At 52.1% G+C, this 14,434-nt stretch carries 12 protein-coding genes and 1 pseudogene; 3 read left to right on the top strand and 10 right to left on the bottom strand.

From position 1 onward, the window contains the following. Positions 1–57: 57 nt before the first annotated feature. Together AC0YNV_RS18460 and AC0YNV_RS18455 are read right to left on the bottom strand one after the other, a co-directional pair. Complete coding sequence (locus tag AC0YNV_RS18460) at positions 58–924, bottom strand: phosphate ABC transporter substrate-binding protein (RefSeq protein WP_210037409.1); 867 nt, start codon at positions 922–924, stop codon at positions 58–60. A 40-nt stretch (positions 925–964) separates the two neighbouring features. Further along, positions 965–2,359 (bottom strand): stalk domain-containing protein, encoded by a 1,395-nt coding sequence (locus AC0YNV_RS18455; RefSeq protein ID WP_475769338.1) that lies wholly within the window; start codon positions 2,357–2,359, stop codon positions 965–967. 336 nt (positions 2,360–2,695) lie between these two features. Between AC0YNV_RS18455 and AC0YNV_RS18450 the strand changes: the two are divergent. Then, positions 2,696–2,821 (top strand): annotated as a pseudogene (locus AC0YNV_RS18450) (branched-chain amino acid aminotransferase); the annotation flags it as partial. A 379-nt stretch (positions 2,822–3,200) separates the two neighbouring features. Continuing rightward, complete coding sequence (locus tag AC0YNV_RS18445) at positions 3,201–3,629, top strand: hypothetical protein (protein ID WP_475769337.1); 429 nt, start codon at positions 3,201–3,203, stop codon at positions 3,627–3,629. 666 nt (positions 3,630–4,295) lie between these two features. On the opposite strand, the gene AC0YNV_RS18440 is transcribed toward AC0YNV_RS18445, so the two are convergent. From AC0YNV_RS18440 to fucU, 7 genes are all read right to left on the bottom strand, one after another. Next, positions 4,296–5,471 (bottom strand): GNAT family N-acetyltransferase, encoded by a 1,176-nt coding sequence (locus tag AC0YNV_RS18440; RefSeq protein WP_475769336.1) that lies wholly within the window; start codon positions 5,469–5,471, stop codon positions 4,296–4,298. A 310-nt stretch (positions 5,472–5,781) separates the two neighbouring features. After that, positions 5,782–6,795: a zinc-binding alcohol dehydrogenase family protein gene (locus AC0YNV_RS18435; protein ID WP_475769335.1), complete on the bottom strand. Its 1,014-nt coding sequence runs from the start codon at positions 6,793–6,795 to the stop codon at positions 5,782–5,784. Positions 6,796–6,856: 61 nt separating this feature from the next. Continuing rightward, positions 6,857–7,801 carry an aldo/keto reductase gene (locus AC0YNV_RS18430; RefSeq protein ID WP_475769334.1) on the bottom strand — a complete coding sequence of 315 codons (945 nt, stop codon included), beginning with the start codon at positions 7,799–7,801 and terminating at the stop codon, positions 6,857–6,859. Positions 7,802–7,825: 24 nt separating this feature from the next. Next, positions 7,826–9,337 carry a UxaA family hydrolase gene (locus tag AC0YNV_RS18425; protein ID WP_475769333.1) on the bottom strand — a complete coding sequence of 504 codons (1,512 nt, stop codon included), beginning with the start codon at positions 9,335–9,337 and terminating at the stop codon, positions 7,826–7,828. Further along, positions 9,334–10,857, bottom strand: a complete 1,524-nt coding sequence (locus tag AC0YNV_RS18420) for a tagaturonate reductase (RefSeq protein WP_475769332.1) — start codon at positions 10,855–10,857, stop codon at positions 9,334–9,336. Before AC0YNV_RS18420 ends, AC0YNV_RS18425 begins: the two co-directional genes overlap by 4 nt. Before the next feature lie 123 nt (positions 10,858–10,980). Next, a complete protein-coding gene (locus AC0YNV_RS18415) occupies positions 10,981–11,817 on the bottom strand; it encodes an amidohydrolase family protein (RefSeq protein ID WP_475769331.1) in 837 nt (278 codons plus the stop codon). Next, a complete protein-coding gene (fucU, locus tag AC0YNV_RS18410; RefSeq protein WP_475769374.1) occupies positions 11,804–12,244 on the bottom strand; it encodes an L-fucose mutarotase in 441 nt (146 codons plus the stop codon). Before fucU ends, AC0YNV_RS18415 begins: the two co-directional genes overlap by 14 nt. Positions 12,245–12,391: 147 nt before the next feature. On the opposite strand from fucU, the gene AC0YNV_RS18405 reads away from it, so the two are divergent. Then, positions 12,392–13,258: an AraC family transcriptional regulator gene (locus tag AC0YNV_RS18405; protein WP_475769330.1), complete on the top strand. Its 867-nt coding sequence runs from the start codon at positions 12,392–12,394 to the stop codon at positions 13,256–13,258. Positions 13,259–13,366: 108 nt separating this feature from the next. Here the strand turns inward: AC0YNV_RS18405 and AC0YNV_RS18400 are convergent, their stop codons facing one another. Continuing rightward, on the bottom strand, positions 13,367–14,266 hold the full coding sequence (locus tag AC0YNV_RS18400; RefSeq protein ID WP_475769329.1) for a fumarylacetoacetate hydrolase family protein: 900 nt from the start codon (positions 14,264–14,266) through the stop codon (positions 13,367–13,369). Positions 14,267–14,434 lie beyond the last annotated feature (168 nt).

Here is a 14,434-nt window from a genome sequence, read left to right as displayed (position 1 = left end):
CGCCGCAAGTAGCGCCGGATGCTGGCTTCTTTTCGCCGTTCTATCCCGATTGTACGTTTATTTTACGTTTTTCATGGCTGCGAGCGGAATGAATTTAAGCTTCTTCAGCGAACCGTTTTGGAACGTTTTGCTTTGTACGTAATCGATGAATGCTTTAGTAGCGCCTGTCGGTTGGCCTTTAGTCATGTAGTAGCCATAGCCCCACACTTTGTAAGAACCATTAATGACGTTTGCTTCTGTTGGTGCAGTACCGTTGATTTTAACAGCCGTCATTTTGCTTGTTACATAAACAAGGTCGATGTAGCCGATTGCGCCCGGTGTTGTTTCGATGGCCGTTTTCATATCGCCGCTTGATTTTACTTCTTTGTAGTTGTCGCCTTTGGTCATGAAATCAGTACCGTTCAGTGCTTTAATTTGGAAGTTAACTCGAGTTCCCGATCCGAATGCACGGTTAACGACGACGATTTTGGAATCAGCACCGCCAACGTCTTTCCAGTTCGTTACTTTACCCGAGAAGATATCCTGCAGTTGTTTTGTTGTCAGGTCAGGTACTTTCACGCCGCTGTTCGTAACAGCCGCGAAAGGAATAACGGCAACCTTGTTCGGTACTTGGCCATCGAATTTTTTGAAGCCCGGTACGTCTGTGGAAGCGTCCCAGTCAACAGCGCCGATATCGGCGATGCCTTTGCGGACCGATTGCGGGCCTGTTACGGAGCCGGCAGCGGAAGCCGCGATTTTTACCTTTGGATTCAATTTCTTGAATTCATTGGCTGCTTGAAGCGTAAGGGGAAGAAGGGCGGATGAACCGTTGATAACAATTTTGCCGCTAAGTTTGCTGGCTGCGCTTGCTACGGATACCGAACCAAAGGCTACAGTCAGGGCAATCGCGGTAAACGCGATATTTTTGAACAATTTCGTTTTCATATTAAATGCAATCTCCTCTCGGACACAGGGCCCGTATTCATTATTGGGTTACTTTCTTCCATTGACCGTTTTGATTAACCGACACTTGACCATCCGCAACTACAGCTACCGAAGTACCGGATGCAGCCAGCAGATCCGTTACGCTGCTTGGAATCGTGTAAAGCTCTGTTTTCGCACCCGTTGCAGTATCGATTTCATAAACAAGCTCACTGTCGTTGTTATCTACAACGGCATAGATTTTGCTGCCCGCCATGACGGCTTGGAGAACATCCTTGTCATCAACCAGCTTGGCCGCTGTTTTATCCTTGGCGATGGAAACCAATGAAGACGGTTTGCCTTCTTCAATGCTTACATAGAAAGCCTTGCTGCCGTCTGCTGCAGTACCGACAAAGATTTTATCATCTGCCGCTGTCGTCAGGCCCACTGGCTTGCTGTCTTTAACCGAAGAATCGTACGTGAAGATTTGCGGCTCCGTACCCGTCATATCAATGGCTACGTCATCCTCTTCAACCGGCTTGTTGGCATCAGCTGTAACAGCGCCGGGCTTCGTAACGGTGTAATAGAATTGTTTGCCATCCGCGGATACATTCAGGTTGGCTTTATAATCAACCTTGTCGTCCAGGAGATTCGTGATCGCGCCATCTGCAAGATTCAATTTGGAGATGATGCTGCCCTTGTCCCCTTGCAGGAAATAGATAGCCGAGCTGTCGGCTGCCCATACCAGTTCAGGCTTGATCGATTGGTCGGAAGAAACCACGCTTGCCTGTTTGGTGCTCAGATCAACCGTGTAAACTTCTCCGGTTTCAAGCGTATAAGCCGCTTTTTGTCCGTTTGGAGCTACAACCAGATCAGAAGCGTCCGTCGATTTCAACAATTCCGTGTAGGCGCCAGTTGCCGCGTCAACGACATAATCTGTTCTGCCATCGTCAGTGATCTGTGAAGCCAACAAGCGGGAGGAGTCGATCCAGACCGTACGGTTGATATCCTTCACCAGTTGAACCGTGCTGATCGATACTTGTCCAGCGCTGTCAACTGTCGTTTCCGCGCCAAATGCGCTTGCGAAATCCTCAAGCGTGATGTAGTAGGAGTTGTTGACGTTCTCTATTGCGTTCTGCAGCTGGATTACGGATCCGTCCACTGAAACTTCTTTTGAAGAACCGCTCAGCGTAGCCATATGCTCACTGTAAATGGCGGTGATTCCTCTTCCGTTCTCTTCAAAATAAATGCCTGCTGCCGTACCAAGATCACGCAGCGATAATAACGTCTGGCCATTCAGCATAACCGAACGTACGTTTACTGAATTATCATTGATGGAAATCAGGGATTGCTGAGTAGCCACGATTTGTTGAGCTTGGGCTGCCGAAACGACACCGACTGCGGAGGTGGAAACAGCTGCTGCAATTGCAGTAATAACAAGCGTTTTTTTCATTGACATTTGGGCTCGTATCACCTTTCTGGATCACGTTTTTTTGTATGTTGTCTAATTTTTAAAATTGCCGACCACCCCAGCCTCCGTCGCTCGCCGGGTCTCTCATCCTCCCAGAACACTATTCTTATGTACAAACTGATTATAAAGTCCCAATGTAAAGTGATTATCAAGCTAACATGAAGATATTGTTAAAATGTGGCATGTTTTCTGAATATTTCATCTAATTGTGATGCAGCTGCTTATGGCGTTTCGTGTCGCAAACGCTGTTTGGCCGCATACGCCTAGTAAGCTTTTATACGGCGTGTACGATATTCTTATTACGTCGGCTCCGCCGGGCGTCTGGGGATTCCGCCGCTTGACGAGGAGGCTGCGCTTGACGCCCTGCAGCAGCTGGTCGCGGCGGATCAGGACTGGGTTCCTTCAGAGCCCGGAACCTCGCTTTATATCCGGCCTTTTGTCATCGCCACTGTTCACTCGCCCTGGGCCTCTGGCCCCTCAACCAAAGGAGGTTAGCCTGGAAAACCTTGCTGCCTATTTGTTCAGGTCGCAATGAAGCTCTGCCAGTCTAGTGAGGAAGTTCTGTCGCTCTAGTGAGGAATATCCGGCTTCCAGCATCCTAAACCTCAATTTCCCCCGCTCTAAACCGGAAAAACCTTGCTGCGTCACCATTCGATCGCTCCTGCGACACTTTCTGCAATAAAGAAGGAAAATAAATTGATTATCAGCCTGCATTTGTAGTAAAATTCTAATATATTTGGTTCATAGGTTGTGAAGCACACACCGCTAATTGGAACGACGTCCTGCGTCGTTGATTAGCGGTTTTTTTATTTCCGGGAGGGTGATGGGTGTGGCTTTTTTACCAGTTTATCGTTCATGGATGGAAAAACACTTGAATTGTAGAAGCGGGGAACGGGAGCAAAGGTTAGCTGAAGGTCATGGCCACGCTGAAAAGCTGTTTCTGGAGAAGGTATGGTACCCTGCCTTTGGCGAGTTTGAGAACCTGCATCCCGAATATGAGGTTTCTGATTTTCGCGATGGGTCGCGCTTTCTGGATTTTGCTTTTATCCGGTTTCCCCTGCGGCTGGCAATCGAAATCGATGGATACGGCCCACATTCAAGCAAAACAAGCCGATGGCAGTTTTCCGATTCGTTAATGCGTCAGAACTTTCTGATAATCGACGGTTGGCGCATCCTACGCTTTTCATACGACGATGTAAACGAGAAGCCTCGAATGTGTGAACAGCTGCTTGCAGCAGTTTATGGGTACATGGTTTAACGGCAGTGACCGCCCAAATCAATCAAATATGGCCGATTTGCTTGAATCCGCTGTTCTAAAATTGGCTCTGCGAACATCTTCTGCTTTACAAACCAAGGATGTATGCCATTATTTGAATATCCAGCAGGATAAAGCCCGATCGATCCTGCGGAGCATGGTGACCAAGCATACCCTAAACCCGGCGTATAAAGGTACAAAACGAATACATGGCTATATAGTAAATAAGGATCTGCTGAACGAAAAGATTAGGTCCCTGTGACCCCCATGGCAGACAAGCATTCCGCTCTGGCAGCATACACAATAGAAGACCTGCTGACGCTACCTTTTGGTGACCCAGTTAGATTCTTCCCTGAGACCTTATAGAAATAGATAGACGTGAAACTTTATCAACCTCTTTAAGACAAGGAGAGGGGCTGTCTACCGTCCTTGCAGCTAAGCTAATTTATTCCTTCAAAATTAGTTGCAATAGTATGAGGGAATGATATACATTCTTATATTTTCAAAAAAACAGCCTCCTGTCAAAACAGGAAGCTGCATAATTGATCGCCATCTCATGAAACGATAATTTATTCGAAAATTTCGAGCTCGTCCGGATGGCTCGTTATAGCCGGTTGAATTGGATTTTTGTCTCTACTATTTCGGTGACATGTTAAACCCCCGCACGTATCAGAAAAAATCCATTAAATAGGTTTGGCGCGCTTGAATAATGGCTTCCAGCTGCCTGGCCGCTTCCTGTGAACCGGTGAGCCTCCCGTGCCGATGCAGCTCAACGGGGCTGCGGTAGCCCATCATCAAGGCTGACCATGTGCTGATATCGCATGCCAGGTCGGCAGCGGCGCCATCATCGGATGAGAGCAGCTCCATCGTCCCGCTGCCTTCCGCAGATACCGACAGGCTCCATAGCCCTTCGTTCCAGGGGGCGTGCTGATCATTCAACTGCAGCGTCAGCGTTGTATCGCTGCCCGACGCGCCAAAAGCGTACTGCTTCACAAACGCAGCCGTATCGACAATGCGCGCCATAAAATACGGAACGATTTCCTGCCCAATCCTCGGATTGGACAGCAGGAAGGGCAGCGCATCATCCATCGGCGCGTTCAGAACCGCCTTTTCCACCATGGAATCGTGACTGGCGAGATAGGTCCAAAGTGCCTGACGGGCCTGTTCATTCTCATAAACCATTTCATGAATGGTCAGCACGCGCTGTTCGATCTCGTAAAGCAGATAGCCTGCCGCTTCACCATCCGCACGGTAATAGACCGCAGTATACCCTTTCTTGCGGCTGAGTACAGAGTCCTTCCACCACCGTTCGCTGCGCTGCAAGGTTCCGTTATAACGGGACGCATAGGCCTCGTACAAACGGGATAGCAGCGGGATATCCGCGTCCTCCAGACTCACTCTTCCCTCCACCTGAACACGCTGCGGAAAAAGCGCAGTCTCAATGGTGTATTTTTTATAATCGGTATACGTCTCCCAGCCATATTTCCTGTAGAAGCCAAACGAGAATGGAGCCAGACAGGAGATACTCGTCCCCTTCTCTCTCATCTGAAGAAGCGCATGCCGGATCAGTAAAGCGACATTCCCGCGCCGCCTGTGCTCCGGCCACGAGGAAACGCCAGCGATGCCGCCCATTTCGAACACCCTGCCCTGTATGTACAATTGCAAGGGTATCACTGTCAGCTGCGCCTCCAGCTTGTCATGGTCAAAAATCCCCCAAACCTGCTCAGGCTTGAACCGGCTGCGCCGCTCCTCCCGCTGTTCGGCAGTCACGGAATATTGAAAAGCATACTGGGATAAATCCACACTGGCATCAAAATCGTCAAACGTCAAATTTCTGAGTTCCATTGGATTGTCTTCCACCTCGATTTTTTTGAAAATCAATTTACCCCTCATTATATAGGGGGCTTTAACCTTCTTCCACTTCGATAGCCGTTCCTCCTGCCTAACCAAAGGAAAAATTACACTTTCACACCGCGGATAGCAGGGTCTGATATGACGATGGCCGGGCTGCTTGAACTTCAAAGCGGATATTCTCTGACGGGAAAAGGAGTCCAGCTTCTCGTCCTGCAAATGTAACATATAAAAATTCCTGCAGCCAGCCGCATATAGGCGGTAAACTGCAGGAATCGTCATTCGAATCAGTACCCGTATTTCATTAAAGCTCAACCAGGGCTTTGATTACTCTGCTTTCAGGCTTCAGCCAGGTCTGGAAATGCTCCAGCATCTGGTCGAAAGGCGCCCGGTGCGTGATATACCGTTCCACATCAACTGCACCGCTCCGAACCGAAGCCAGCACGGTATCAAAATCCTCAGGCGTCGCATTGCGGCTTCCCATCAACGTCATTTCACGTTTATGGAACTCGGGATCGTTAAACGCTATATCCGCCCGTACCAAACCGACAAAGATAAGCTTGCCGCCATGCGCCACATATCCGAAGGCATCGGTCATCGAACGGACATTGCCCGTAGCATCGAACACCACCGTTGGAAATTCGCCGCCCGTGATTTCAGCCAGCTTCTCGAGCGGCTGCTCCAGCGCATTGATCGTATACTCGGCCCCGGCCCAGCTGCGGCAGAAATCGAGCCGGTCGTTATGCACATCCATCGCGATCACTCTTGCTCCCCGGTCCCGGGCAAAAGCCATCACGCCAAGTCCGATCGGACCGGCGCCGATCACAAGGGCGAATTCACCTCTCTTCAGCTCGGACCGCCTCACGGCATGGGCGCCAATAGCAAGCGGCTCCACAACCGCCGATTGATCGAGGGTAAGTCCTTCCGTGCGGATCAGATGCGTCGTCGGTACTGAAATCAGCTCACGCATTCCCCCGTCCCGATGAACGCCAAGCACCTGCATGCTCATGCAGCAGTTCGTTTTTCCGCCCCGGCAGGCAATACAGCTTCCGCAGGCCAGATAAGGAATGATGGCAACCTGATCGCCTGCCTTCAGTCCATTGGCATTATCTCCCACCTGCTCCACAACGCCGGACAATTCATGTCCCAGAATACGCGGGTATTCGAAAAAGGGCTGATTGCCCCTGTAAGCATGCATATCTGTGCCGCAAATGCCGATTCTCCGGATCCGGACCAGCGCCTCACCCGGCACAAACGCTGGAGCTTCCGTTTCCGTCATGTACAGGCTGTCCGGCCGCTCGCAAATAATGGTTTTCATTGTAGTATGCACCTCTCTCTTATTGCCATCCATCAACTAGGGCAACGCCGCTATCTGACCATCAGACTTTAATGGAACGGTTATATTCCGGCCTGCCGCTTGGCCAGGTCTTGCCTTGAATCGGGGAGAGAATCTCCAGCACCGCCTGCAAAACCGCAGGATCGGGCTTCTCCTCCGCCCAGCGGACATTGTTCGTGATGTTGACAGGATTAGCCGAGCTGATCAGCGTCGTCGGAATACGCTCCTCGCTGACAGAGAATTGAACGGCAAGCTTGGCAATATCGACGCCCTGCTCCTGACAATAAAGCGCAGCCTGCCGGCAGACATCCTTCATTTCCCGGCTGGCCAGATGCCAATCCGGTACCCCTCTGCTGCTGAGCAGTCCCATTGAGAGCGGTGACGCATTGACCACACCGACCGAGTGCTGCTCCAGATAGGGGAGCTGGCCAAGCAGCGTCGTATCATTCAGCGAATAGTGGCAGTACGAAAGAATGACATCCACCCCGGCCCGGTCGATCGTCATCGGGAAGATATCCAGCGGTAGACCGGAAATCCCCGCATAACGGATTTTTCCCTGCTCCTTCAACCGGTTAAGCTCGGGAATGCCTTCCTCCACAATAATATCAAGCGACTCGAACTCCATATCATGCAGGAACAGCATATCCACATAATCCGTGTTCAGCCGCTGCAGGCTCTCTTCCAGGCTTTCACGGATCCGCTTCGCTGAGAAATCGAAGGTATCGACCCCGTAGCGTCCCGCTTTGGTGGAGAGCAGAAAACGGTCGCGCGGCAGCTGCCTGATCGCTTTGCCAAGGACGGTTTCCGCCTTGGTCAGCCCATAGTAAGGGGAAACATCAATATAGTTGATGCCGGCATCGACGGCCGCATGCACCGTACGAATACCTTCCTCTTCATTAATATCGCGAAATACGGAGCCCAGCGAGGAGGCACCAAAGCTGAGAATCGAGACATCAAGACCCGTTGAGCCAAGTTTTCGGTACTGCATCCTGTTCAAGCCCCCCATGAATTCCTATAGAATAACGCCGTCCTTGAAAATCGCGATTTCCCGGTAGCCGTTGCGTTCGTTCCGCGTTTGCTGGTCGCCGGATGCCACCTGCAGCAAGTAATCAAGCAGCTCGCCCGATAAGCCCTCCATATTCTTGCCTTCCAGGAGCTGCCCCGCATTAAAATCAATCCAGTTGCGCTTATGCGCGGCGAGCTCGGAATTGGTGGAGATTTTGACCGTTGGCACAGGACCGCCGAACGGCGTTCCCCTTCCTGTCGTGAAGAGGACGATATGCGCGCCTCCAGCCGACAAAGCCGTAACGGACACCAGATCATTACCCGGCGCCTCCAGCAGATTCAGACCATGCGATGTGATCCGTTTGCCATAAGGCACTACGTCCATAACCGTTGCGTGTCCGCCCTTCTGCGTACAGCCCAGCGATTTCTCCTCCAGCGTCGAGATCCCGCCAGCCTTGTTGCCCGGCGACGGATTCTCATAAATATCCTGGCCGTGATTGATAAAATATTGCTTGAAATCGTTGACCAGATCCACGATTTTATGAAATACGCCTTCATCGCTGGCACGGTTCATAAGGATCGTCTCCGCGCCGAACATCTCCGGCACCTCCGTAAGAATGGCCGTCCCGCCCTGGGCGATCACGCGGTCGGAGAGCGCACCTACAAGCGGATTGGCCGTAATGCCGGAGAGGCCGTCGGAGCCGCCGCATTTGAGCCCGATTTTCAGCTTGGATACCGGAACCGGCTGCCGCTCGAATTTGGACGCATACTCGACAAGCTCGCCGATCAGCTCCATCCCCGTCTCCAGCTCATCCGATACATCCTGGGAACGCATAAATTTGACCCGGTTCGGATCGTATTCGCCGAGCACTTCTTTGAACAGATCAATCTGATTGTTCTCACAGCCAAGACCAACTACGAGAACGCCGCCGGCGTTGCCGTGATTAGCCAGGGAAGCAAGCAGCTGCTGGGTATATTTGAGATCGTCACCCAGCTGCGAGCAGCCGTAAGGATGCGCGAAATGAAACACGCCATCGACGCGCTCGCCGTGCTCGGCCGAGGCCATTTTTGCAAGAACCTCGCAAGTCTTGTTGATGCAGCCGACCGTATTCAAAATCCAGATTTCATTGCGGATTCCGACCTCGCCGTTATCCCGCACATATCCCTGGAATGTCAGCTCCCCGGGAGCGGGCGGCTCATTCTCACTCGCTGCTGCCGTTGCTGCCGGTGAATAAACATACTCCAGCTTCCCCCGCAGCCCCGTCTCCAGATTATGCGTATGCACCCAGTGCCCCGCCTCGATGGCTTCTTTCGCTTTGCCGATGGAATAACCGAATTTGAGCACATCGTCTCCCTGGGACACGGGTTTTACGAGCAGCTTATGCCCTTTGGGTACAGGATCCAGAACGGTGACAGCCGCTCCTCCGCTTTGACCCGCCTGCACCGTTTCCCCCTGCTGCAGATCGCGCAGCGCAATCATGACATGATCGCTTGGGCTCAGTTTGATATAGTCACTCATGCGGATTCCTCCTTCATTTCATTCAATTGACCGACAATCGCATCCGTCAGTCCCGGTATTTCATTTAACGGTTTATTCCACAGCAGGGCGGATCCCAGCAGTTCCTCCACCAGCTGCTTGCGGTCGAGCGCTCCCGTCTCATAACGGCCCCACGCATCAGCCAGAAGGTCCAGAGCCGCGCGGTCATCGCGGACCGTATATGATGAACCGTCAAAGCGTCTGCCCACGAACTGCTCCTCCACCAGCTGCACCTTATACAATCGAAGCAGATGAGCCAGCGCTTTCACAATGCGCTCAGGCAGCTTCCCGTCATGAGCGGAAATATAGCCCTCAAGCGAAGGCAGCAGCCTTGCCCGGAACTTGCTGATGCTGTTCATGGCAATATCATGCAGCCTGTGGCGGTTATATGGATTCTCGAACCGCTCGAACACATCTGCCGCGTAGGCCATCGTCACCGAAGGCTCCATCTTGGAAGCCAGTGAAGGAATAATTTCCAGCTTAACGGCATCCCGTACAAACGCACCCAGCTCCGCATCCTCAAGCGCAGGCCTGACCTCTGAAATACCGTGCAGCAGAGAGATCGGCGTCATCAGCGTATGCGCTCCGTTCAGAATGCGCACCTTGCGCAGCTGGTAGGGCCTCAAGTCATCGGTCCAGACCACGCCAAGACCGGATGCCTGCAGGGGAAGCTTGCTCTCCAGCTCCGCCTCGCCTTCAATCGCCCACAAATAATAGGGCTCTGCAGAGCTGAGCAGCTTATCCTCATACCCAAGCCGCTCACGCCACTGCTCGGCTTCTTCGCCTGGATACCCGGTGACAATCCGATCAACCAGGGAATTGAGGAACCGGTTATGCTCGCTAACCCAGGCGACGAACGGCTCCGGGAGCTCCCAGTCGGCGCTGTGCTGCAGGACACAGCGTTTCAGTTCGTCCCCGTTGCCTTCAATAAGCTCGCAGGGCAGCAGCAAGAGGCCTTTATCGGGGTCTCCGTTAAAAGCAACGAAACGGCGGTAGAGCAAAGCGGTAACCTTCGCCGGATAAGATACGGCAGGCTTATCCAGCGAACTTTCCGTAAATTGATAGGTTAATCCCGCTTCAGTTGTATTGGACACCAGCACCTCAAGCTCCGGCTGCTCAGCCAATGCGAGGAAAGCCTCCCACTGGGTATAGGGGTCGATAAATTCACCGAAAACGGCGATTCTCTCAACCCGTTCAACCGGAGCGCCTTGTTCGATCCCCCGGACAACAAGCGTGTAGAGTCCATCCTGCGCCGCAAGCTGATCAAGCTTCGGCTTCCCCGATGGACGCGGCTGCGAGACTGCGATGGCTCCGTCATAGTTGCCCTGCTTGCGCATTTCATGCACCATCCAATCGACGAAGCCGCGCAGAAAATTACCTTCACCAATCTGAACAATGCGCACTGGGCTTTGCTTCATGGCATCGAATCCTGCTCTCTCCCCGGCGCCAAGCGCGCTTCTGTCCAGCGCCTTGACCTCACTGCCCTGTCTGGTTCCTGTCATAAACGAAAGCCTCCTTCACTAAGTTCAGAAATGCAACGCATTGCTTTGAGCTTTTATTCTAGTAGGTCCGATGAAAAACCGGCTGTACAATGCGGAAGCGGAATTCACCTGTCATTTTATGATTTAGAGCCTATAAAATGCTGCGGCATTGCCCCCATACAGCGCTTCAAGCTCAGCTTCTGTCAGCGAATCCGGCAGCACCTTGCCCAGCAGCTGATGAACCTGCGTATAACTGCCGGCAAGCAGGCACACAGGCCAGTCGCTGCCGTACATAATCCGGTCTGTACCGAAAATATCCACGATATGCGCGACGTAAGCCGTGAAATCCTCCGGCTTCCAGGCCTCATGATCCGCTTCCGTCACAAGTCCGGAGAGCTTGCAATAGATCTTGGGATAGCTTGCGATCTCGCGCATTTGGGTGGCCCATGGCTCGAAGATGCCTGCTTTGATTTGAGGTTTGGCCAGATGATCGACCACGACGCGGAGTCCAGGCACATTCCTAAGCAGCTCAAGGACAACCGGAAGCTGGTGCCACATCGCCACCAGATCGACCGGCAGGTCCATCTTCGCTATTTCGCGCAGCGCTTCAATCACATTCGGACGAAGAATTTCGCTTGGCTCCGGCATGTCCTGAATCATCAGCCTGAAGCCGAGAAACTTGGGATGACAGCGGAAAGACTCCAGAACAGCTGCCCAGTCCGGATCGTTCAGGTCCAGCCAGCCGACAACACCGGCGATTGATTCATGCTGCTCGCTCAGCTCCAGCATATAATACGTCTCTTCATGATGGGTCGCCGCCTGAACCAGAATAGTCCGGTCCATTCCGGCAGCTTCCAGCTCCGGCTCGAGGTCTGACGGCGAGTAATTCCGATAGAGAATCGGTGAGCTTTTTTCCGTCAGCCAGCCGTAATCGATCCGCTCCAGATTCCAGTAATGCTGATGGGCATCAATTCTGGTCATCGGTGATAACACCTTTCTTGAGGATCAAATTAGCGTACAGTGCGCTTTCGCCTGTGGCGATAACCGCATAAGCCTGCTTGGCCCGCTCATAGAAAGCGAAGCGCTCTACTTCCTCGAAAGGATTGTCTACATTCACATGAGGCGCGATTATTTCGTGATACCGCTTCCAAATTGGCGTCTCCACGGTATCGCCAGGCACGACCTGCATGAGCGCTGCCGGACGCTCGACATAAGCATCAAGCGGGAACAGCTTCATAATCGCTTCCAGCAGCTCGGGAATGGAATGTCCATCGCAGCGGACCAGGCGCCGGGCATGGCTTGCAGCGGGAAAATTTCCGTCCGCCAGTATAATTTCATCGGAGTGTCCCATCTCCATTAATATTTTCAATAATTCCGGTGAAATCAGCTTTGAAATCCCTTTTAGCATCATGATTCTCCTGCCTTTTCTATCAACTTTTTTGTTTGCTCATCTTATCATAACATCAATAATTTGAATTATAAGTGCCTAAACAGATACAAACATATCTTTTTTTGATATACTGGCGTTAATTCGACACTGAAGGAGAGGTTTCCCTTGAAACCGATTGTCAAACCTTTTCCCGATGACCATCCATTCCCGCTCAGCATCGTCTATAAGGATACGAAGCCGCCTCAGAACGAGCTACCCGATCATATCCACGAATGGCATGAGATCGTTTATGTTTACAGCGGCAAAGGCACGATCTTCATCAATCATACCTTTTACGAAATGTCCCAGGGGGACTTGTTTCTGATTCCGGGGAATACCATTCACCGGGCTTTCCCTGACAAAGCGGAGCCTGTTACCTCGACTGCGCTCTTCTTCAACTCTTCCATTCTTCCGACGGTAACCTATGGGGAGACCTTCTCGTTCCATCAGCTGTTCCGGCCTTCTGGCGGTATCAGCTACAAGCTGGCGCTGCCCCCGTCCGCAGCCGCGAATTTCAGCGCCATGATTGACGAATTGAAGCTGGAATCCGAACGGCGGGAGCACGGCTACCGGCATCTGATCGCTGCCAGGCTGCAGCTGGCGCTTCTCGGAATCAGCCGCCTGATGCCTGCCCTACATCAGCCATCCTCCAATGAACAGCTTGCGGCCAGACCGGAATGGTTCGCCGATGCGCTTGCGCATATCGACCGCGATGTGGCCGGCTCCTCCAATTTGACCGAGCTTGCCGCGCTGTACTCGGTATCGCCGGAGCATTTCAGCCGCTTATTCAAGCAGCTGATTGGCATGACCTTCAAAACCTATATCAATACCAAGAAAATGGTTCATGCCAAAGAACTGCTGGTCGCAACCGACCTGAAAGTCGCTGCCATCGCCCTTGAGTGCGGCTTCGACAGCCTGCCCCATTTTCACCGGATGTTCAAACGATTGACAGGCTCTGCTCCTGCCGAATACCGTCAGGCCGCTTCAAGATGATAGCTTCACTGAGATTAAACAAGGGAAAGCAGCCGCCCCTCACGGGCAGCTGCTTTCCCTTGTTTGTTGTATCCGTATGCTCTTGCCTTTTGCTTCGTTTAGTAAAACTTAAACCGTCTCTTCGACAAAACGGTTGGTCAGCGCTCCGAGCTTTTCGACTTCAATCGTCACCACATCGCCAGGCTTCAGATACACCTGTTTTTCCTCCGGATATCCCATTACGACGCCTGCAGGAGTCCCTGTCAGAATAATGTCCCCGGGCACCAGAGTCATATGCTGCGAAACATAGCTGACAATTTCATCGCAGTGGAATATCATATCCGAAGTGTTGGATGACTGCCGCACTTCTCCGTTCACCGTGGTTTTGATATTCAGGTTGTTGGGATCGCCGATTTCATCCGCGGTTACCAGATAAGGACCAAGCGGGCTGAAATCGTCGCAGCTCTTGCCGAGCAGCCATTGCTGGGTGCGCAGCTGTAGGTCGCGTGCAGACAGGTCATTGACATTGCAGTACCCGAATACATGGCTGAGCGCATCTTCCTTCGAGACATACTTTGCTTTCTTCCCGATCACGATGACCAGCTCGGCTTCATAATCCAGCTTTTGCGTGACTTTCGGAACGGCGATGTCCCGCCCATGACCGGTCAGCGTGTTGTTGAATTTATTGAACAGGATAGGAAATTCAGGAATTTTGGCGTTGGTTTCTTCCGCATGCTTGCGGTAGTTCAAGCCGATGCAGATGATTTTGTTCGGCTCGGTCACGCAAGGACCCCACTCGATATCATCCTCGTTGAGCAGATAGAAAGCATTGGCTGCCGGCAGCTCGCTTATGTATTTTTGCAGCGCTGCGACCGCCTGATCTCCCCCTTCGATAACCTGCATAACGTTCGTCGGTGTGCCGGCGGCTGCGGGAACTTGCTTAAAGGCCTGCTCCACATCGATAATACCGGCATCCGTCTTTACACCAAGCGTGCTGCGTCCATTGTTTGCAATCGTCACTAGCTTCATTGTCTCTCAACCTCTTTCATTATAGTATAAGTTCCTTTGAATACGATTTCATGATCAAACGGGTTCAAAAAGTCAACGATTCAGCATCGAGAAGGTTGGGTGAGCCTGAAGAAGGAGGAGCGCAGTGTAGGCCAAACCTACATGAGCACCGCACTTCGAAGGCGAACG

This window comes from Paenibacillus sp. JT31N11, assembly GCF_056269285.1.
Note: the sequence above shows the minus strand (reverse complement) of the source record. Positions and strands in the feature narration are given on the sequence as shown.